Source organism: Xanthomonas sp. NCPPB 1128, from assembly GCF_001043115.1.
Lineage (GTDB): Bacteria > Pseudomonadota > Gammaproteobacteria > Xanthomonadales > Xanthomonadaceae > Xanthomonas_A.
Map to the genome: position 1 here is coordinate 37,527 of NZ_LFME01000025.1, position 19,243 is coordinate 56,769.

Here is a 19,243-nt window from a genome sequence, read left to right on the forward strand (position 1 = left end):
ATCTTAGGATGAACGGCGCGCATTGCACTCCCACGGAAGTCATGCCGGCGCGGCTCGCCGCCCCGGGTCGCGCGTGCGATAATCCGGCCCGGCGGCCCGCACGGGGCCGCGCGCGCATCAGCAATGGAGTCTCAATGTCGATCGTCATCCGCGACGTGCGCGAGCACGAGCTCGATTCGGTCCTGGCCCTGAACAACAACGCCGGACTGGCGATCCTGCCGCTGGATTCGGCCAAGCTGCACCGCTTCTACGAAACCGCAGAGTACTTCCGCGTCGCCGAGCGCGACGGCAACCTGGCCGGCTTCCTGGTCGGCTTCGGCAGCGACAGCGACCACGACAGTAGCAATTTCGCCTGGTTCCGCGAGCGCTACCCGCAGTTTTTCTATATCGACCGCATCGTGGTGGCCAGCCGCCGCCGCGGCGGTGGCGTCGGCCGGGCGTTCTACGCCGATGTGCAGAGCTACGCCGAGTTGCGCTACCCGCAACTGGCGTGCGAGGTTTTTCTGGATCACGGCGCCGATGCGGCGCTGCTGTTCCATGGCAGCTTCGGCTTTCGCGAAGTTGGCCAGAACACGATGAACGAAGTGGAGGTGCGTGCGAGCATGCTGTTGAAGGATCTGTGCAGTTACGCCTGGGTGCGCGAAACCTATGGCGACACCCTGCCCGACCTGCCCTGGGCCGGCCACGCCCACCGTCTGCAGCGGGCGCAGCGCCCGACCGGGACCTGAGCGTGTCGTCGGTGAATCTGGATTTCGAGCAGGCCGGCGAACTGAAGATCGGCCAGGTCGGCATCGCCAACCTGCGCGTGCGCACGCTGGACGTGGCGCGGCTGAGCCAGGAGATGCGCGAGCGGGTGCAGCGCGCGCCCAAGCTGTTCGGCCGTGCCGCGGTGATCATCGATTTCGGCGGCCTGGCGCAGACCCCGGACACGGCCACCGCGCAGGCGCTGCTGGATGGTCTGCGCGACGCCGGCGTGCTGCCGGTGGCGCTGGCCTACGGCACCCGCGAGATCGAGGAGCTGTCGGTGGCGCTGGGCCTGCCGCTGCTGGCCAAGTTCCGCGCGCAGTACGAGCGTTTCGATGGCGGCGCGCCAGCCACCGCGCCGGCGCCGGTCTCGCCGCCGCCACCGCCTCCGCCGCCCCCCGCGCCGGCGGCACGGCCGCAACCCGGGCGCATGCAGAAGAGCGCGGTGCGCTCCGGGCAACAGCTGTATGCGGAGAATTGCGACCTGACCGTGGTGGCCACCGTCGGTGCTGGCGCCGAGGTGATCTCCGACGGCAGCATCCACATCTACGGCAGCCTGCGCGGCCGCGCCCTGGCCGGCGCGCAGGGCAACACCGAGGCGCGGATCTTCTGCCGCGACTTCCACGCCGAACTGGTCGCCATTGCCGGCCACTACAAGGTGCTGGACGATATTCCCAAGGAACTGCGTGGCAAGGCCGTCCAGGTCTGGCTGGAGCAGGACCAGATCATGATCGCCGCGCAAGACTGACGCGGCCCAACCACGAACGTATCAGGAGATAGTCCTTTGGCTGAAATTATCGTTGTCACCTCCGGCAAGGGCGGCGTCGGCAAGACCACCACCAGCGCGAGCCTGGCCTGCGGGCTGGCGCGACGCGGCAAGAAGGTCGCGGTGATCGACTTCGACGTGGGCCTGCGCAACCTCGACCTGATCATGGGCTGCGAGCGCCGCGTGGTGTACGACTTCGTCAACGTGGTGCACAACGAAGCCACGCTGAAGCAGGCGCTGATCAAGGACAAGCGCTTCGACAACCTGTTCGTGCTGGCCGCCTCGCAGACCCGCGACAAGGACGCGCTGACCCAGGAAGGCGTGGAGAAGGTGCTCAAGGACCTGGCCGCCGACGGCTTCGACTACATCGTCTGCGATTCGCCGGCCGGCATCGAGAAGGGCGCGTTCCTGGCGATGTACTTCGCCGACCGCGCGGTGGTGGTGGTCAATCCGGAAGTGTCCTCGGTGCGCGACTCCGACCGAATCCTCGGCCTGCTCGACTCCAAGACCCACAAGGCCGAGAGCGGCAAGAGCCTGCCCGCGTTCCTGCTGCTGACCCGCTACAGCCCGGCGCGCGTGGAAACCGGCGAGATGCTCAGCATCACCGACGTGGAGGAAGTGCTCGGCCTGAAGGCGATCGGCGTGATCCCCGAATCCGGCGACGTGCTCAACGCCTCCAACAAGGGCGAGCCGGTAATTCTGGACGGCGAATCCCCGGCCGGCCAGGCCTACGAGGACGCCGTGGCGCGCATCCTCGGCGAGGAGCGTCCGATGCGTTTCATCTCCGTGGAGAAGAAGGGCTTCTTCACCAAGTTGTTCGGAGGGTGAGCATGGGACTATTCGATTTCCTCAAGACCAAGAAGAACACCGCCGAAACCGCGAAGAACCGCCTGCAGATCATCATCGCGCAGGAACGCAGCCACCGCGGCGGCCCCGACTACCTGCCGCTGCTGCAGCGCGAGCTGCTGGAAGTGATCAAGAAGTACGTCAACATCGACGCCGACGCAGTCAAGGTGGACCTGGTCAAGGACGGCGAGCACGACGTGCTCGACATCTCCGTCGCCCTGCCGGAAGGGCCGACGCCCTGAGGCCGCGCGTCGGCCGTGGCCGGTGCCGCGGCTGACGTGTCGATTCGGGCCGGCGCCGCGCCGCGACGCGCCTGCCATGATCGGGCGCGCCCGCCGCGCCTTTTCCGTCCCAACGAACTCCATACGATGCAGAGCGACACCGCCCTCCCCGCTGCCGCCGCTCAGGTGCTGACCGTGGGTGCGATCGGCCTGGACGCGCGGCGCGCGCTGCTGGCCGGCTACGGGCTGGCCCTGCACCGCGTCGCCGACGGCGCCGCCATTCCCGGCAGCTACTGGGGCGAGCCGGAAGCCGGAGTGATCGCCAGCGACGTCTACGTGCGCGACGACACGCCGGTGCATTCGCTGCTGCACGAAGCCTGCCACCTGATCGTGCTGCCGCCGCAGCGGCGCGCGCAGGTGCATACCGACGCCACCGACTCGGTGGAAGAGGAAGACGCCACCTGCTACCTGCAGATCGTGCTGGCCGACGCCCTGCCCGGCGTGGGCCGTGCGCGGCTGATGGCGGACATGGACGCCTGGGGCTACACCTACCGGCTCGGCTCCACCCGTGCCTGGTTCGAACAGGACGCCGACGACGCGCGCGCCTGGCTGGCGCAACGCGGGCTGCTGCCGGCAGCGGACTGAGGACGCCGCGTCGCACGCCTTGGCACCGCTCGGCGAGTCGCGGCGTTGCCCTTGCAGGAGCCGACTGCCTGCGGCAGCGGCGAACGACGCCCGCCGGATGCCCGACCTTGCACGGCGTCGGGACTGAAGTCGCTCCCATAGTGCATCCAGTCGACGCGCCGCCAGTCGCGGCAGGAACGGCGCCTGGTTCCCTTTGGGATCGGTCGCGACACGCATTCCCAGCCATGCGTGCGGCGGCAGGGACCTTCCAGATAACGATGCGCGGCTGCTCGTGTCCGACGCGGCAGCAGGCTCAATCGCCGCCCGCGCCCTTCAACGCGCTGCTCAGGTCCAACGTCGCGCGGGTGCCGCTGCCAGCCAGCGAATCCAGGTGCAGCGCCCAGCCCAGGTGTTCGCACAGCCGCGCGATCAGGTCCAGGCCGATGCCGCTGCCCTCGCGGCTGCCGCCGCCGCGCGCCATGCGCATGTAGATGGCGCTGATCTCTTCCGGGCTCATGCCGTGGCCGGGATCGTCGATGCAGACCACGCCCGGCGCCAGAAGCGTGATCTGGATCTGGCCTTTGTCGCTATTCTCGATGGCGTTGCGCAGCAGGTTGCCGATGGCCACTTGCAGGATCGCCAGCGGGGTCTCCACCTCGCACGGCGGCAACGGCGCCAGGGCAAGTTCCAGGCGCTTGTCCGCACACAGGTGGCGGTGGTCCTCGACGATTTCCGGCAGCAACTGGTCCAGGCGCACCAGGTCGCTGCTGCGCGCCAGCCGCGCCGGGTCCTTGGCCAGCACCAGCAGCAGCGAGATGAGCTGGCCGACGCCGCTGGCGGTGCGGCGGATGCGCAGCAACTGGTTGCGCACGCTCGGCGGCACGTCGTGCTGTTCCAGCGCCAGCTCGGCGGCGCCGCCGATCACCGCCACCGGCGTGCGCAGCTCGTGGCTGGTGCTGTCGATGAAGGCGCGCTCGCGCTCCACGAACAGGTCGTTGCGCGCCAGGTAATCGTTCAACGCTTCGGCGATCACCACCTGCTCGGCGCTGGCGCGCGGGTGCACCTCGATGCGCTGCCCGGGCCGGTCCGGGCGCAGGCTGCCGATGCGCTGGGCCATGTCGATCAGCGGCTGCACCACGCGGCCCATGCCCCAGGCCACCAGCGCGCCGAGCAGCAGCACCGCCACCGCGTTGGACACCAGCATCCACAGTGCCAGGTTGTCCTCGTGGTCGTGCAGTTCGGTGATATCCAGCGCCAGCGCCAGGCGGCGCCCGCGCACGTCCTGCACCAGCACCACCTTCTCGCTGCCTTCCAGTTGCACTTCGTCGTGCAGGCCGGGGCCCAGCGCCGCCACCGCCGGCGGCAGCGGCGCACCGCCCTCGTCGCCGTACAGGCTCACGGTGCGGGTGTCGATCCAGCGGTAGTCCGGGTCGGCCGCGCTGCGCGCCAGGAAGTGGTCCAGCTCGGAGGTCAGCAGCGAGCGCCAGGTAAGCTGCTCGGCCTGGTCGTTGACGATGTAGCCATGCACGAACACCGCCAGCGACAGCAGCGCCGCGTAGCCCACCAGCCACAGGGTCAGCCGCTGCCGCAGCCCGGCCCTAGTCGGCATGCTCGCCCTCGTGGGGGCCGACCACCGCCAGGCGGTAGCCGATGCGCGGCAGGGTGTGGATCAGCTTGGCCGCGAACGGGCCATCGACGCTGCGGCGCAGGTCGTAGATGTGCGAGCGCAGCATGTCCCCGTCCGGCGGCTCGTCGCCCCACAGCGCCTGCTCCAGCCGATCGCGGGTGACCGCGGCCGGGCTGGCCTGCATCAGCACCTCCAGCAGCTTGCGGCAGGCCGGATACAGGTGCAGCGTGCGCCCGCCACGGGTCACCTCCAGCGTGGACAGGTCCAGCTGCAGGTCGCCCACGCGCAGCAGCTTGCTGCGGCCGCGGCCACTGGCGCGCACCAGCAGCGCCTCCAGCCGCACTTCCAGCTCGGGCAGCGCGAACGGCTTGGTCAGGTAGTCGTCGGCGCCGGCGCGGAAGCCCGCGATCTTGTCCGGCAGCTCGTCGCGCGCGGTCAGCATGATCACCGGCACGTCGGCATGGTGCTCCTCGCGCAGCGCGCGCAGCACCTGCTGCCCGTCCAGGCGCGGCAGCATCCAGTCCAGGATCAGCGCGTCGTAGCGCTGGGTGGTGGCCAGGTGCAGCCCGGTGACGCCGTCCGGCGCCGCATCCAGGGTGTGGCCACGCACCTCGAAGTAGTCGAACAGGTTGGCGACCAGGTTCCGGTTGTCTTCTATGACCAGCAGCCGCATGGGGGCGCTCGAATTCGGGGGACGGACCCGCCCATGCTAGCGGAACCATGTCGGAACGCCGTCAGAACGGCGACGCGTCTTGATCGAATCTCGACAAAACCTGGAAAGGATCCCAACACGACCGCGTCAGGCTGCCCTCCCCGCACGCCGCCACCGAGACCCGACCGCACCGTTTCTCGCCACTCGCCACATCTGCGACGCCGGTGGCCCGGCGCTTGCATCACCGCGGCCGTGCGCAACCTTTGCTGAAGCCTCGGCTCTCTCATTCCGCAGTTCCGACAGCTATCCGACACCTGCAACCCGACCATGCCCCCACTTTCCCGCCGTCCCTGGCCGCCTTCGTCGACCATGCTCAGTACGCCTCTGCGATTGTCCGCTGCGGCGGCGCCCCACCTCGGCGCACGCCGGCACTTCTATCTCTCCCATCTGTGGGTGCCGCTGGCCCTGGTGCTGCTGGCCAGCACCGTGCTGATGGGCCTGGGCGGCGACTTCTGGATCGCCGACCTGCTGTACCGCTGGGAAGGCGGGCAGTGGGCGCTGAAGGATGCGGCGCTGACCCGTAGCCTGATCCACCACGACGGCAAGCTGCTGAGCGCCGCGGCGTGGGCGGTGACCGCCGCGCTGGCGGTGTGGGCCTGGCGCCGTCCCGACGGCCGCCGCTACCGGCTGCCGCTGCTGTATCTGCTGCTGGCGGTGGGGCTGAGCACGGGCGTGGTGTCGCTGCTGAAGTCGGTCACCCACATGGACTGCCCCTGGGATCTGGCCCGCTACGGCGGCGAGCGGATCTTCGTGGGCCTGTTCGAGACCCGCCCGGCCGGCATGCCGCGCGGGGTATGCTTCCCCGCCGGTCATTCCAGTGCCGGCTATGCCTGGGTGGGGCTGTACTTCGTCGCGCTGGCGCTCAAGCCGGCTTGGCGCTGGCCAGCACTGGCGATCGGCCTCGGGGGAGGCCTGCTGTTCGGTCTCGGCCAACAGCTGCGCGGCGCGCATTTCATGTCGCACGACCTGTGGACGCTGGCCCTGTGCTGGGGCGTGGCACTGGGCCTGTACCGGGCGATGCTGTGGCCGGACGCGATGGCGTCGCGGGCCGACCGACGCCCCTCCACCAACAACGATGCCGCCGCATGAGCCGTTCCGTCGCCCCGCCCTCGCCGTCCACCGTGTCCCGTGCCCGCTGGTGGGCCTGGCGCCCGCAACTGAGCAACGAGATGCTGGCGCTGGCGGCCAGCGCGTTCTTCGCCCTGGCCTGCAACGGCATGTTCTGGCGCAGCGCGATGAGCGGCCACGCCGGCGACGTCAAGCTGGCGCTGTCGCTGTTCCTGCTGCTGCTGGCGGTGCACGGCCTGCTGCTCGGCCTGCTGCTGTGGCGCGGCATCGCCAAGCCGGTGCTGACGGTGCTGCTGATCACCACCGCGTTCGCCGCGCACTACATGAACAGCTACAGCGTCTACCTGGACGCGGACATGCTGCGCAACGTGCTGGCCACCGACCACAAGGAATCGCGCGAGCTGATGACACCGGCGCTGATTGCGCCGCTGCTGTTCTACGCGGTAGTGCCGATCCTGGTGCTGTGGCGGGTACGGCTGATCCGGCGTTCGCCGCTGAAGGCGCTGGCGATCCGCGCCGGCTTCCTGGTCGGCATGCTGGCGCTGGGCGGCGTCGCCGCGATGCTCTCGTTCCAGGATCTGTCGGCGATGATGCGCAACCATCGCGAGATCCGCTACCTGGCCACGCCGATCAACTACCTGGTCGCGCTGCGGCAGAACTTCAAGTCCGACAGCCCCACGCGCAAGGCGCCGAAGCTGCCGCTGGAACACGACGCCAAGGCCACCGCGCGTGCACCGGGCGGCAAGCCGCGGCTGCTGGTGGTGGTGCTGGGCGAAACCGCCCGCGCGCAGAACTGGGGCCTCAACGGCTATGCGCGGCAGACCACGCCGGAGCTGGCCAAGCGCGACGTGATCAACTTCCCCGACATGCACTCCTGCGGCACCAGCACCGAGGTCTCGGTGCCGTGCATGTTCTCGCCGTTCGGCCGCCACGACTACAACGAGAGCAACATCCGCAAGCACCAGTCGCTGCTGCACGTGCTCGAGCATGCCGGCATCGCCACGCTGTGGCGCGACAACCAGTCCGGCTGCAAGGGCGTGTGCGATGGCCTGCAGATCCAGCACCTGGACGACGCCAAGGATCCGCAGCTGTGCAAGGACGGACGCTGCATGGACGAGATCCTGCTGCAGGACCTGGCCGCGCAGGTGCGCGCCAAGCCCGGCGACCGCGTGGTGGTGCTGCACCAGCTCGGCAGCCACGGCCCCAGCTATTTCGAGCGCTACCCGGCCGCGTTCCGCCGCTTCACCCCGACCTGCGACACCGCCGACCTGGGCAACTGCAGCCGCGAGCTGATCACCAACGCCTACGACAACTCGCTGCTGTACACCGACCACCTGCTGGCGCGCACCATCGACACGCTGCAGGCCATGCCCGACTACGACACGGCGATGATCTACCTCTCCGACCACGGCGAGTCGCTGGGCGAGAAGGGCCTGTACCTGCACGGCGTGCCGTATGCGATCGCGCCGCAGGAGCAGACCCACGTACCAATGGTGATGTGGTTCTCGCCCGGCTTCGCCAGCGCGCGCGGCCTGGACCTGGCCTGCCTGCAGGCGCGCTCGCGCAAGTACGCCGACCAGGACAACCTGTTCCCGTCGGTGCTGGGCCTGATGCAGGTCAGGACCGGCGTCTACGACCACGCGCGCGACCTGTTCGCGCAGTGCGCCAAGCCGCAGTAACCCCGTCCACGCACGGTCATGGCGTGACGGGACGCGGCGGCGCGGCCAAGGCTGCGCCGCCCGAACTTGCGGCGGTGCGGGCGGGCCACTAGCCTTCCGGGCAATCGCCCTGCAAGGATTCGCCGTGACCCTCCGCTCTCCGTTGCTCGCGCTGTGCCTCGGCGCGGGCCTGCTGACGCTGTCCGCCTGCCGCAAGGAACCCGCGGCCGAGACCGCCGCCCCCGCCGCGGCCCAGCCCCAGGGCGAGAGCGCCGACCAGTTCGTCGCCCGCATCAACGAGGAGTACCGCGCGCTGCTGCCGGAACTGACCGCGGCGCAGTGGCTGTCGGCGACCTACATCAATGGCGACAGCGAGCGGCTGGCGGCCAGGGCCAACGCGCGCTGGCTGACCACCCTCAACGGCTGGATCGCGCAGGCGCGGCGCTACGACGGCAAGCCGATGTCGGCCGACAGCGCGCGCGAACTGCGCCTGCTGCAGCAGATGACCGCGATGCCGGCGCCGCGCGATCCGGCGCGGCTGGGCGAACTGGCCGCGCTGGCGACCAAGATGGAAGGCGCCTACGGCGCCGCCTCCTACTGCACCGGCGAGGGCGACATGCGCCGCTGCCGGCAGTTGGGCGAACTGGAGGACGTGCTGCGCCGCAGCCGCGACTACGACCAGCAACTGGACGCGTGGCAGGGCTGGCACGCCGCCGTGCAACCGATGCGCAAGGACTATCAACGCTTCGTCGAACTGGTCAACGAAGGCGCGCGCGACATGGGCTACGCCGACACCGGCGCGCTGTGGCGCAGCGGCTACGACATGCCGCCCGCACAGCTCGCGGCCGAGACCGACCGGCTGTGGACCCAGGTCAAGCCGCTGTACGAACAGTTGCACTGCTACGCGCGCGGCAAGCTCGACGCCGAATACGGCAAGGACAAGGGCGAACTCGCCGGCGGTCTGCTGCCGGCGCACCTGCTCGGCAACATGTGGCAGCAGGACTGGAGTAACCTGTGGGACCTGCTGCAGCCCTACCCCGGCGCCGGCAGCCTGGACATCACCGACGCGCTGGAGCGGCAATACCAGGGCAACCTGAGCGCGGCGCTGGCGCGGCGCAACGGCGACACCTCGCCGGAGGCGCGGTTCATGGCCCAGCGCGAGGCGCAATTGCTCAGCGCACGGCAGATGACCGAGCGCGCGCAGGATTTCTACACCTCGCTGGCGATGCCCAAGCTGCCGGACAGCTACTGGTCGCGCAGCCAGTTCATCAAGCCGCTGGACCGCGACGTGGTCTGCCACGCCAGCGCCTGGGACATGGACATGGCCGGCGACGTGCGCACCAAGATGTGCGTCAAGCCGAACGAAGAAGACTTCACCACCATCTACCACGAGCTCGGCCACCTCTATTACGACCTGGCCTACAACCCGCTGCCACCGCTGTTCCAGGGCGGCGCCAACGACGGCTTCCACGAAGCGATCGGCGACACCGTGGTGCTGGCAGTGACCCCGCAATACCTGCATTCGATCGGCCTGGTCGACGCACCGCAAGTCGGCCGCGAGGCGCTGATCAATGCACAGATGCGCATGGCGTTGAGCAAGGTCGCGTTCCTGCCGTTCGGGCTGATGATCGATCGCTGGCGCTGGGGCGTGTTCGACGGCTCGATCGCCCCGGACCGCTACAACCAGGCCTGGTGGGAGCTGAAGGCCAAGTACCAGGGCGTGGCGCCGGCGACGCCGCGCGGCGAGGACTTCTTCGACCCCGGCGCCAAGTACCACGTGCCGGCCAACACGCCGTACACGCGTTACTTCCTCTCGCACATCCTGCAGTTCCAGTTCTACAAGAGCCTGTGCGACGCCGCCGGCTACAAGGGCCCGCTGTACGAGTGCACCTTCTACGGCAACAAGGAAGCCGGGCAGAAGTTCTGGTCGATGCTGCAGCGCGGCGCCAGCCAGCCGTGGCAGGCGACGCTGAAGGAACTGACCGGCAGCGAGCGCATCGACGCCGGCCCGCTGCTGGAATACTTCGCGCCGATGCAGGAGTGGCTCAAGCAACAGAACCAGGGGCGGATGTGCGGATGGGATCCGGCGGCGCCTGTATCGGCGCAAACCACCTCGCCCGCATCCCCTACGCCGGCCCCGACGACGCCACCATCTCGGCGCTGAGCGCTGCCAGCCGCATAGGTCACCGCCAGCTCAGTCGTCGGCCAGTCGCGCCCAGCGCTCGTGGTCGCGCCACACCCCGCCGATGCGCAGGTAGCGCGGCGAATAGCCCTCGCGGCGGAAGCCGGCGCGCTGCGCCAGCGCCAGCGAGCGGGTGTTGTCTGGCTGGATGTTGGCTTCCACCCGGTGCAGGCCCAGCTCGGCGAAGGCGTAGGCCACGCACAGGCGCAGCGCATGCGTCATCAGTCCGCGGCCTTCGCAGCCGGCCATGGCGTGGTAGCCGAGATAGGCGCTCTGGAAGCAGCCGCCGACCAACTGGCTGAAGGTGAACAGGCCGGCGAGCGCGCCGCTGCTGCGTTCGCGCGCGAGCAGCGCGATGTTGCTGCCGTCCAGCGTCTGCGCGTACCAGGCCTCGAAGCCGGGCACATCGGTGAACGGATAGGTCCAGGGGTGATGCAGGGCGACGCTGGCGCGGTGCGCCTGGATCAGCGCGATGCCGTCGCGGCGCCGCACCCGCGCCAGCGACACGGCCTCCTGTGCAGCCTGGCCGGCGCTCTGGCCCATGGCCTCAGGCCGGGGCCGCCGCGCCGTCGTCGCGGCGCATGACCTGGGCATGGCGCGTCTTGAACTCGTCGAAACTCAGGCCCTGCGCCTGCGCATCGGCGTGCGCGGCGTCCTTCAGCGCGTCCGAGTACATCAGCCGCACCGGCGTGCCGGCGCGCTCGTGCAACTCCGCCGCCTGCATGATCAGCGACAGCACCTGCGCAGCGCTCTCGCTCTGCCCGGCGATGCGCCCGTCCATGCCCAGCACCCACTCGCCGTCGCGGCGCACGATGCCGGCCAGCAGCGTGCGCTGCTGGTCGCGCAGTTCCGCGTGCGGTTCGATGGGCGCGGCCGGCGCGGCGCCCTCGGCGCGGTGGCGCAGGCGTTCGGCCAGCTTCTTGCGCAGATCGCGGCGCTGCTTGGACTGGATGGACATGCGGTTTCCTCAACGATGACCCGACGACGATAGCCCAACCGCGGCCATGCTCACAGCGGGTCGGCCGGTTCCAGCCGCGGCACCTGCGCGTCCGGCCGCGGCAGGCGCTTGCCGCTGCGCCGCTCCCAGCGCCAGAAGCCCCAACCGAGCAGGAAGAACGCGCCCGAGCCCAGCGCCAGGTGCAGGGCATGGCCGCTGAGCAGTGGCGACAGCACCCCGGCCACCAGCACGGTGACCATCAACTGGGTGAAGGCCTGCAGCGACGAGGCCAGCCCGCGCTGGCGCGGATACATGTCCAGCACCGCCAGTGCCAGGATCGGGAAGATCAGCGCGGTGCCCAGGCCGGCGAAGAAGATCGGCAGCACCGCCCACGGCAGCGCGATGGCTGGCGCCAGCGCGGTGTAGGCGATGTTGCCGGCCATCGACAGGCCGCAGCAGACGAAGCCGATGCGCACCTGCCGCATCGGCCCGAGCCGCCCGGCCATGCGCCCGGACAGGAACGCGCCCAGGGTCATGCCGCCGATGGTGGGCAGGAACAGCCAGGCGAAGTCGCGCTCGGTCTTGCCCAGCAGGTCGATCATGAATACCGGCGCCGAGGCGATATACAGGAACACCCCGCCGAAATTGAACGCGCCGGCCGCGGCCAGGCGCTGGAAGCGCGGATTGAGCGCGATGCCGATGTAGTCGCGCAGCAGCGTGCGCGGCGCCAGCGGCGTGCGCGCCTGCGGCGGATGCGTCTCCGGCATCCAGCGCAGCGTCGCCACCAGCAGCAGCGAGGAGAAGCCGACCAGGAACCAGAAGATCGTCGGCCAGCCACGGCCGCTGCCCAGGATCCAGCCGCCGATGACCGGCGCGATCGCCGGGGCGATGCCGAAGATCATCGACACCTGGCTCATCAGCCGCTGCGCATCGTCGCCGTGGAACAGATCGCGGATCACCGCACGGCCGACGATCATGCCGACCCCGGCCGACACGCCCTGCAGCGCGCGGAACGCCAGCAGGGTCGGCAGGTCGCGCGACAGCGCGCAGCCGGCCGAGGCCAGGATGAACACGACCAGCCCGACAACGATCACCCGCCGCCGCGCCAGCGCGTCGGACAGCGGCCCGTGGGCCAGACCCATCAGCGCGTAGGCCAGCAGGTACACGCTCACCGTCTGCTGGATCGCCACCGGATCGGCATGCAGGCGCTGCGCCAGCTGCGGGAACGCCGGGAAGATGGTGTCGATGGAGAACGGGCCGAACATCGCCAGCCCGGCCAGCAACAGGGCCATGCGGCGCGTGGACACGGACGGGAGCGTCATGGGGACATCATCCTGAAAGCCGGCCGCGGCGGCCACGGGACGGGCGCACACGCGACAACGCCGTCCGGCATGGACGGGCGCAAGAGAGGGAGTGGCGCCATGATACGCGCTGCGGCCGCATGCGCGCATCCGCCGCGGCTTGCCCATTCAGCCTGGCGTGGGTGCGAGCGGCCCGCCGTGGGCGCCGCCGGCCACGCTATAATCGCCGCGCAGCATGGTGGGAGAAGCGGGGCGACCCGCTGCCGAAGGCGCAAACGCCCGTAATCGCTCAGGCCCGATACCACCCGCACCAAGACTCTGGAGAGACCGGTCAAACCCGGCGCCGAAGGGGCACGAAGCGCAGCGCCAGCCGCCGCTTCCAAACTCTCAGGCAAAAGGACAGAGGGGCATTGGGAGGACCCGCGCTTCCCGTCGATCGTGCCCGCCACCGCGGTCCGACGACGGCCTTGCGCGCGTCCCCGCCTCCTCGTGCCTTCCTCTGCCGGACGACTGCCATGTCTCACACCTCTTCGCTGCGCGACCTCGAACACCACTCGGCTTTCATCGAGCGCCACATCGGCCCGAACGACGCCGAGATCGCGCACATGCTGCGCACCGTCGGCCACGACTCGCTGGAGGCGATGACCGACGCCATCGTGCCCGGCAACATCAAGTCGCCCGCCGCGCTGGCGCTGCCCGACGCCATCACCGAGGAGGAGGCGCTGACCAAGATCCGCGCCATCGCCGACAGGAACACGGTGCTGCGCAGCTTCATCGGCCAGGGTTACTACGGCACCCACACGCCGAAGGTGATCCTGCGCAACATCCTCGAGAACCCGGCCTGGTACACCGCCTACACCCCGTACCAGGCGGAGATCTCGCAGGGCCGCATGGAAGCGCTGATCAACTTCCAGACCATGTGCGCCGACCTCACCGGCATGGAGATCGCCAACGCCTCGCTGCTGGACGAAGCCACCGCCGCGGCCGAGGCGATGACCCTGGCCAAGCGCTCGGCCAAGTCCAGGTCCGACACCTTCTTCGTGCACGACGCGGTGCATCCGCAGACCCTGGAACTGCTGCGCACCCGCGCCGAGCCGCTGGGCATCGTGCTGCGCGTGGGCACGCCGGAAGAAGCGCTGCAGGCCGAGTGCTTCGGCGTGCTGCTGCAATATCCCGATAGCTTCGGCCACATCGGCGACCACAAGGCGCTGGCCGACGCGGTGCACGCGCAAGGCGGCCTGGTCGCGGTCGCCACCGACCTGCTCGCGCTGACCCTGATCGCCGCGCCCGGCGAATGGGGCGCGGACATCGTGGTCGGCAACTCCCAGCGCTTCGGCGTGCCGTTCGGCTTCGGCGGCCCGCACGCGGCGTTCATGGCCTGCCGCGACGCCTACAAGCGTTCGATGCCGGGCCGTCTGATCGGCGTGTCGATCGACGCCGCCGGCAACCCCGCCTACCGCCTCACCCTGCAGACCCGCGAACAGCACATCCGCCGCGAGAAGGCTACCTCCAACATCTGCACCGCGCAGGTGCTGCTGGCGGTGATGGCCTCGATGTACGCGGTGTACCACGGCCCCGAGGGCCTGGTGCGCATCGCCCGTCGCACCCACCGCCTGGCCGCGATCCTGGCCGCGGCGCTGCGCGGCGCCGGCGTCGCCGTCGGCGAGCGCTTCTTCGACACTCTGCACGTCACCGGCGTCGACGCCGACGCGATTCACGCCAAGGCGCGCGCGGCCGGCATCAACCTGCGCGCGATCGACAGCACCGCGCTGGGCATCAGCCTGGACGAGACCGCCACCCGCGCCGACGTGGTCGCGCTGGCGCAACTGTTCGGCGCCCAGGCCGACGTGGACGCGCTCGACGCCGCCACTGCCGATGCGCTGCCGCCGCAGCTGCTGCGCCACAGCGCGTTCCTGCAGCACCCGGTGTTCAACACCCACCACAGCGAGCACGAACTGCTGCGCTACATGCGCGCGCTGGCCGACAAGGATCTGGCGATGGATCGCACCATGATCCCGCTGGGCAGTTGCACCATGAAGCTCAACGCCACCGCCGAGATGATCCCGGTGACCTGGCCGCAGTTCGGTGCGATCCATCCGCTGGCCCCGGCCGAGCAGAGCGTGGGCTACAAGCAGCTGATCGACGAACTGGAAGCGATGCTGGTCGAGTGCACCGGCTACGACGCGGTCAGCCTGCAGCCCAACTCCGGCGCGCAGGGCGAGTACGCCGGCCTGCTGGCGATCCGCGCCTACCACCGCGCCCGCGGCGAAGGCCATCGCGACATCTGCCTGATCCCCGAATCGGCGCACGGCACCAACCCGGCCTCGGCGCAGATGTGCGGCATGACCGTGGTGGTGACCAAATGCGACGGCAACGGCAACGTTGACGTCGCCGACATCCGCGCCAAGGCCGAGAAGTACTCGGACCGCCTGGCCGCGCTGATGATCACCTACCCGTCCACCCACGGCGTGTTCGAGGAAGACGTGGTGGCGATCTGCGAAGCGGTGCACGCGCACGGCGGCCAGGTCTACACCGACGGCGCCAACATGAACGCGCTGGTCGGCCTGGCCAAGCCCGGCAAGTGGGGCTCGGACGTGTCGCACCTGAACCTGCACAAGACCTTCTGCATCCCGCACGGCGGCGGCGGCCCCGGCGTCGGCCCGTGCGCGGTGAAGGCGCATCTGGCGCCGTACCTGCCGCGGACACTTCCCCGTGCCGGCATCCATGCCGGCGAAAATCAAAAAGCCGCCATCCATGGCGGCGGATTCAACTCTGGTGACGGCGACGTCGGCATGGTCTCGGCGGCCAGCTTCGGTTCGGCCTCGATCCTGCCGATCAGTTGGATGTACATCACCATGATGGGCAACAGCGGGCTGCGCAAGGCCACCCAGGTCGCGCTGCTCAACGCCAACTACATCGCCAAGCGGCTGGCGCCGTACTACAAGACGCTGTACACCGGCCGCAACGGCCTGGTCGCGCACGAGTGCATCCTCGACGTGCGCCCGCTGGAGAAGACCAGCGGCATCGGCGCCGAGGACATCGCCAAGCGCCTGATCGACTTCGGCTTCCATGCGCCGACGCTGAGCTTCCCGGTCGCCGGCACGCTGATGGTGGAGCCGACCGAGAGCGAATCGCAGCACGAGCTGGACCGCTTCATCGACGCGATGATCCAGATCCGCGAGGAGATCGCCGCGATCGAGGACGGCCGCCTGGATCGCGAGGACAATCCGCTCAAGCATGCCCCGCACACCGCCGCGCAGGTCACCGCCAGCGAGTGGACCCACGCCTACCCGCGCGAGCTGGCCGCGTTCCCGCTGCCGACGCTGAAGCAGCAGAAGTACTGGCCGCCGGTGGCGCGCGTGGACAACGTGTACGGCGACAAGAACGTGATGTGCGCGTGCATCCCGGTGGATGCGTACAAGGAAGACGCGGTGGTCTGAGCCGCGTTTACCGTTCGACGGTGTCTCCGAGACCCAGCCTCGTGCGCGAGGCTGGGTTTTTTTATGCGTGCGCAACGCGCGCACTGCAGTAGACAAGTGCGCGCGCTGCGGCGCGTTGCACGGCTCGTTCACGCCACGCCGCCCAGGATCGGGGCTTCCGCCACGCCCGCACCTTCACGCACCGGGCACCCCACCGCGACGCCTTCTTCCGCCACGCAACGCGATCCCCCATGGCCAGCCGCAAGCGCACGCCCAGCGATCCCGCATCGTCCACCGCCCTCGCCTCCACCGCCGCACCCGCCGACCAGCGCGGCCACGGCGATGAGTTGCACCAGCACGCCGGCGGCACACATCCGCCGCTGACCACCAACCAGGGCATTCCGGTCGCCGACAACCAGAATTCGCTGCGCGCCACCCCGCGCGGGCCGACGCTGCTGGAAGACTTCATCCTGCGCGAGAAGATCACCCATTTCGACCACGAGCGCATTCCCGAGCGCATCGTGCACGCGCGCGGCAGCGCCGCGCATGGCTACTTCGAACTGACCGCCTCGCTGGCCAAGTACACCACCGCCGCGCTGCTCACCGAGGTTGGGGTGAAGACCCCGGTGTTCACCCGCTTCTCCACCGTGGCAGGCGGCGCCGGTTCGGTGGACACGCCGCGCGACGTGCGCGGCTTCGCGGTCAAGTTCTACACCAAGCAAGGCAACTGGGACCTGGTGGGCAACAACATCCCAGTGTTCTTCATCCAGGACGCGCTGAAGTTCCCCGACCTGATCCACGCGGTGAAGATGGAGCCGGACCGCGGTTTCCCGCAGGCGGCCAGCGCGCACGACACGTTCTGGGATTTCGTCTCGCTGATGCCCGAGTCGCTGCACATGATCATGTGGGCGATGAGCGACCGCACCATCCCGCGTTCGCTGCGCATGATGGAAGGTTTCGGCATCCACAGCTTCCGCCTGCTCGACGCGGAAGGCCGCAGCACCTTCGTCAAGTTCCATTGGCGACCCAAGCTCGGTCTGCAGTCCACGATCTGGGACGAAGCGATGAAGCTGGCCGGTGCCGATCCGGACTTCCACCGCCGCGACCTGTTCGAGGCGATCGAACGCGGCGACTTCCCGGAATGGGAACTGGCCGTGCAGTTGTTCACCGAGGAGCAGGCCGACAGCTTCCCGTTCGATCACCTGGACGCCACCAAGCTGATTCCCGAAGAACTGGTGCCGCTGCAGATCGTCGGGCGCATGGTGCTGGACCGCTGGCCGGACAACTTCTTCGCCGAGACCGAGCAGGTGGCGTACTGCCCGGCCAACATCGTGCCCGGCATCGATTTCTCCAACGACCCGCTGCTGCAGGGCCGCCTGTTCTCGTACCTGGACACCCAGCTCAGCCGCCTGGGCGGGCCGAACTTCCACCAGTTGCCGATCAACGCGCCGAAGTGCCCGTTCGCCAACATGCAGCGCGACGGCCACATGCAGATGGGCGTGCCCAAGGGCCGCGTCGCCTACGAGCCCAGCTCGCTGCAGGCCGACAGCCCGCGCGAGACCGCGCGCGGCTTCGTCAGCCACCGCACCCAGCCCGACGATGGCACCAAGGGCCGCGTGCGTGCCGAGAGCTTCGCCGACCACTACAGCCAGGCGCGGATGTTCTACCGCAGCCAGACGCAGCCGGAACAGGCGCACGTGGCCTCGGCGCTGGTGTTCGAACTGTCCAAGGTCGACACCGCGCACGTGCGAGAAGCCGTGGTCGGGCATCTGCGCCACGTCGATCCCAAGCTGGCGCAGCGCGTCGCCGACGGCCTGGGCATGGACGGGTTGCCGCCGGCACCGCCGGCCGCGGTCGCGCCGCAGGACCTGCCGCTGTCGCCGGCGCTGCAGTTGATCGGGCGCATGAAGCCCACCCTGCAGGGCCGCGCCATCGGCATCCTGATCGACGAGGGGTCCGACACCAAGACCGTGCGCGAGTTGCGCAGGGCCGCCCTCGACGCCGGCGCGGCGGTCAAGATCGTCGCGCCCAAGCTGGGCGGCGCCGTCCTCAGCGACGGCGAGCGCCTGGCCGCCGACGGCCAACTGGCCGGCACGCCCTCGTTCGTGTTCGATGCGGTGGCCGTGGTGCTGTCGGCCGAGGCCGGCAAGCGCCTGAGCAAGGAGTCGGCGGCCATCGACTTCGTCAGCAACGCCTTCGCCCACCTCAAGGCGATCGCCGCCGACGCCGGCGCGCAGCCGCTGCTAAAGGCCGGCAACGTGCAGAAGGACGCCGGGGTGGTCGAGGCCAGCGACAGCAAGGGCTTCGTGACCGCCGCCAAGACTCGGCAGTGGAGCCGCGAACCGAAGCTGCGCCTGCTGGCCTGAGCGGCGCGGCGGTTTCCGCCATGGCGCCGCCGCAGGACGTAGCGCCATGGCGATGCCGGTGACCCGGACGGGTCGCCGGCGCCATTCACAAGCACGCAAATCGATGCACCACGATGGTCGCAGTTCGCGACCTGGGCACGCTGGCGGTGTCAGCGTTCCGGCTAGCCACAGCCCTCGGTCGCCTGCCAGCACGTACCCCTTGGCTGCCACGTTGCTCATGACTGGCACGGCGATGATGAGATCCAGCCTCCAGCGCCACCGGCCCCCGACACGCAGCCTCCGATACGCCCGACCTGGGGTCCAAAACAGGCCCCCTGGCCCGCTCCGATAGCGGCCCAAAATTCGCCTGGTCAATTTTTCGCCACCCCTCTTGACACTGTTGTGTCACGGGCCGGCATCGGCCTTATCCACAACCTTATGCAGAAGTCATCCACACCCCCTGTGGACAACGGTGCGCTGCCGCCCTCACTCCGCCCAAACAACTAAGCCATTGATTCGCATAATTAAAGCCTGTCATAGACTTGACAAGAAGCGGGCCATCCCCTTGCGGACGGCCACGGAGCGGCGGGTGCGGCAAAAACTTATCCCGAACCCCAAGGCGCGGTGTCTACCGTGGAGGGAGGTGAAGGGGCCGTGAAATCTTCACCTGTTCGCGACGAACGGTTGGCGCTTCGGCGCCCCGCCACGCGTGGGGCCAACGGGACGCCCTCCGTTGTCGCGACGACAGCCCGAGCGTGGTGCAGCGCAGCAGGCTTTGCGCCCGGCAAGCCCT

General features: G+C 69.4%; 15 protein-coding genes and 1 riboswitch. Of the genes, 10 read left to right on the forward strand and 5 right to left on the reverse strand.

The features are described from left to right. The first annotated feature begins 134 nt into the window (after window positions 1–134). The 5 genes from ACP93_RS15065 to ACP93_RS15085 all read left to right on the forward strand — a co-directional run bounded on the left by ACP93_RS15065 (window position 135) and on the right by ACP93_RS15085 (window position 3,222). Window positions 135–728, forward strand: coding sequence for a GNAT family N-acetyltransferase (locus ACP93_RS15065; protein WP_010341204.1), 594 nt, complete (start codon window positions 135–137; stop codon window positions 726–728). A gap of 2 nt (window positions 729–730) precedes the next feature. Beyond that, window positions 731–1,492, forward strand: a complete 762-nt coding sequence (gene minC, locus ACP93_RS15070; protein ID WP_048491490.1) for a septum site-determining protein MinC — start codon at window positions 731–733, stop codon at window positions 1,490–1,492. Window positions 1,493–1,528: 36 nt separating this feature from the next. Next, entirely contained in the window at window positions 1,529–2,338 is an 810-nt protein-coding gene (minD, locus tag ACP93_RS15075) for a septum site-determining protein MinD (protein WP_048491491.1), read from the forward strand. A gap of 2 nt (window positions 2,339–2,340) precedes the next feature. Then, on the forward strand, window positions 2,341–2,598 hold the full coding sequence (gene minE / locus ACP93_RS15080; RefSeq protein ID WP_010340245.1) for a cell division topological specificity factor MinE: 258 nt from the start codon (window positions 2,341–2,343) through the stop codon (window positions 2,596–2,598). A 126-nt stretch (window positions 2,599–2,724) separates the two neighbouring features. Then, window positions 2,725–3,222 carry a hypothetical protein gene (locus tag ACP93_RS15085; RefSeq protein WP_048491492.1) on the forward strand — a complete coding sequence of 166 codons (498 nt, stop codon included), beginning with the start codon at window positions 2,725–2,727 and terminating at the stop codon, window positions 3,220–3,222. A gap of 292 nt (window positions 3,223–3,514) precedes the next feature. Here ACP93_RS15085 and ACP93_RS15090 read toward each other — a convergent pair whose 3' ends face one another. Further along, window positions 3,515–4,810, reverse strand: coding sequence for a sensor histidine kinase (locus ACP93_RS15090; RefSeq protein ID WP_048491493.1), 1,296 nt, complete (start codon window positions 4,808–4,810; stop codon window positions 3,515–3,517). Then, complete coding sequence (locus tag ACP93_RS15095; RefSeq protein ID WP_010340248.1) at window positions 4,800–5,501, reverse strand: response regulator transcription factor; 702 nt, start codon at window positions 5,499–5,501, stop codon at window positions 4,800–4,802. Before ACP93_RS15095 ends, ACP93_RS15090 begins: the two co-directional genes overlap by 11 nt. Before the next feature lie 348 nt (window positions 5,502–5,849). Between ACP93_RS15095 and ACP93_RS15100 the strand changes: the two genes are divergently transcribed. The 3 genes from ACP93_RS15100 (at window position 5,850) to ACP93_RS15110 (ending at window position 10,430) form a co-directional block, all read left to right on the forward strand. Beyond that, window positions 5,850–6,629 carry a phosphatase PAP2 family protein gene (locus ACP93_RS15100; RefSeq protein ID WP_048491494.1) on the forward strand — a complete coding sequence of 260 codons (780 nt, stop codon included), beginning with the start codon at window positions 5,850–5,852 and terminating at the stop codon, window positions 6,627–6,629. Next, window positions 6,626–8,287, forward strand: coding sequence for a phosphoethanolamine transferase (locus ACP93_RS15105; protein WP_048491495.1), 1,662 nt, complete (start codon window positions 6,626–6,628; stop codon window positions 8,285–8,287). The genes ACP93_RS15100 and ACP93_RS15105 overlap by 4 nt, the downstream gene beginning before the upstream one ends. A gap of 124 nt (window positions 8,288–8,411) precedes the next feature. Further along, window positions 8,412–10,430, forward strand: a complete 2,019-nt coding sequence (locus ACP93_RS15110; protein ID WP_048491496.1) for a M2 family metallopeptidase — start codon at window positions 8,412–8,414, stop codon at window positions 10,428–10,430. 30 nt (window positions 10,431–10,460) lie between these two features. Here ACP93_RS15110 and ACP93_RS15115 read toward each other — a convergent pair whose 3' ends face one another. The 3 genes from ACP93_RS15115 to ACP93_RS15125 are packed head-to-tail and all read right to left on the reverse strand — an operon-like array spanning window position 10,461 to window position 12,707. Then, the gene (locus ACP93_RS15115; protein WP_048491497.1) at window positions 10,461–10,991 is read right to left on the reverse strand and encodes a GNAT family N-acetyltransferase; all 531 of its coding nucleotides are present in this window, start codon (window positions 10,989–10,991) and stop codon (window positions 10,461–10,463) included. Window positions 10,992–10,995: 4 nt separating this feature from the next. Then, complete coding sequence (locus ACP93_RS15120; RefSeq protein ID WP_048491498.1) at window positions 10,996–11,406, reverse strand: hypothetical protein; 411 nt, start codon at window positions 11,404–11,406, stop codon at window positions 10,996–10,998. Window positions 11,407–11,456: 50 nt separating this feature from the next. Then, window positions 11,457–12,707, reverse strand: coding sequence for a multidrug effflux MFS transporter (locus tag ACP93_RS15125; RefSeq protein WP_048491499.1), 1,251 nt, complete (start codon window positions 12,705–12,707; stop codon window positions 11,457–11,459). A gap of 287 nt (window positions 12,708–12,994) precedes the next feature. Beyond that, a riboswitch (glycine riboswitch) is annotated at window positions 12,995–13,099 on the forward strand. 102 nt (window positions 13,100–13,201) lie between these two features. Between ACP93_RS15125 and gcvP the strand changes: the two genes are divergently transcribed. Further along, window positions 13,202–16,126 carry an aminomethyl-transferring glycine dehydrogenase gene (gene gcvP, locus ACP93_RS15130; RefSeq protein ID WP_048491500.1) on the forward strand — a complete coding sequence of 975 codons (2,925 nt, stop codon included), beginning with the start codon at window positions 13,202–13,204 and terminating at the stop codon, window positions 16,124–16,126. A gap of 230 nt (window positions 16,127–16,356) precedes the next feature. Next, window positions 16,357–18,471 (forward strand): catalase, encoded by a 2,115-nt coding sequence (locus ACP93_RS15135; protein ID WP_048491501.1) that lies wholly within the window; start codon window positions 16,357–16,359, stop codon window positions 18,469–18,471. The last annotated feature ends 772 nt before the right edge of the window (window positions 18,472–19,243 follow it).

What these genes read in the sequence shown, in the direction of transcription:
- ACP93_RS15100 (WP_048491494.1), top strand. Translation starts at nt 5,850, where the DNA reads ATGCTCAGTACGCCTCTGCGATTGTCCGCTGCGGCGGCGCCCCACCTC.
- ACP93_RS15120 (WP_048491498.1), bottom strand. Translation starts at nt 11,406, where the DNA reads ATGTCCATCCAGTCCAAGCAGCGCCGCGATCTGCGCAAGAAGCTGGCC.
- ACP93_RS15090 (WP_048491493.1), bottom strand. Translation starts at nt 4,810, where the DNA reads ATGCCGACTAGGGCCGGGCTGCGGCAGCGGCTGACCCTGTGGCTGGTG.
- ACP93_RS15135 (WP_048491501.1), top strand. Translation starts at nt 16,357, where the DNA reads ATGGCCAGCCGCAAGCGCACGCCCAGCGATCCCGCATCGTCCACCGCC.
- ACP93_RS15085 (WP_048491492.1), top strand. Translation starts at nt 2,725, where the DNA reads ATGCAGAGCGACACCGCCCTCCCCGCTGCCGCCGCTCAGGTGCTGACC.
- minE (WP_010340245.1), top strand. Translation starts at nt 2,341, where the DNA reads ATGGGACTATTCGATTTCCTCAAGACCAAGAAGAACACCGCCGAAACC.
- ACP93_RS15095 (WP_010340248.1), bottom strand. Translation starts at nt 5,501, where the DNA reads ATGCGGCTGCTGGTCATAGAAGACAACCGGAACCTGGTCGCCAACCTG.
- gcvP (WP_048491500.1), top strand. Translation starts at nt 13,202, where the DNA reads ATGTCTCACACCTCTTCGCTGCGCGACCTCGAACACCACTCGGCTTTC.
- ACP93_RS15065 (WP_010341204.1), top strand. Translation starts at nt 135, where the DNA reads ATGTCGATCGTCATCCGCGACGTGCGCGAGCACGAGCTCGATTCGGTC.
- ACP93_RS15105 (WP_048491495.1), top strand. Translation starts at nt 6,626, where the DNA reads ATGAGCCGTTCCGTCGCCCCGCCCTCGCCGTCCACCGTGTCCCGTGCC.
- ACP93_RS15125 (WP_048491499.1), bottom strand. Translation starts at nt 12,707, where the DNA reads ATGACGCTCCCGTCCGTGTCCACGCGCCGCATGGCCCTGTTGCTGGCC.
- ACP93_RS15115 (WP_048491497.1), bottom strand. Translation starts at nt 10,991, where the DNA reads ATGGGCCAGAGCGCCGGCCAGGCTGCACAGGAGGCCGTGTCGCTGGCG.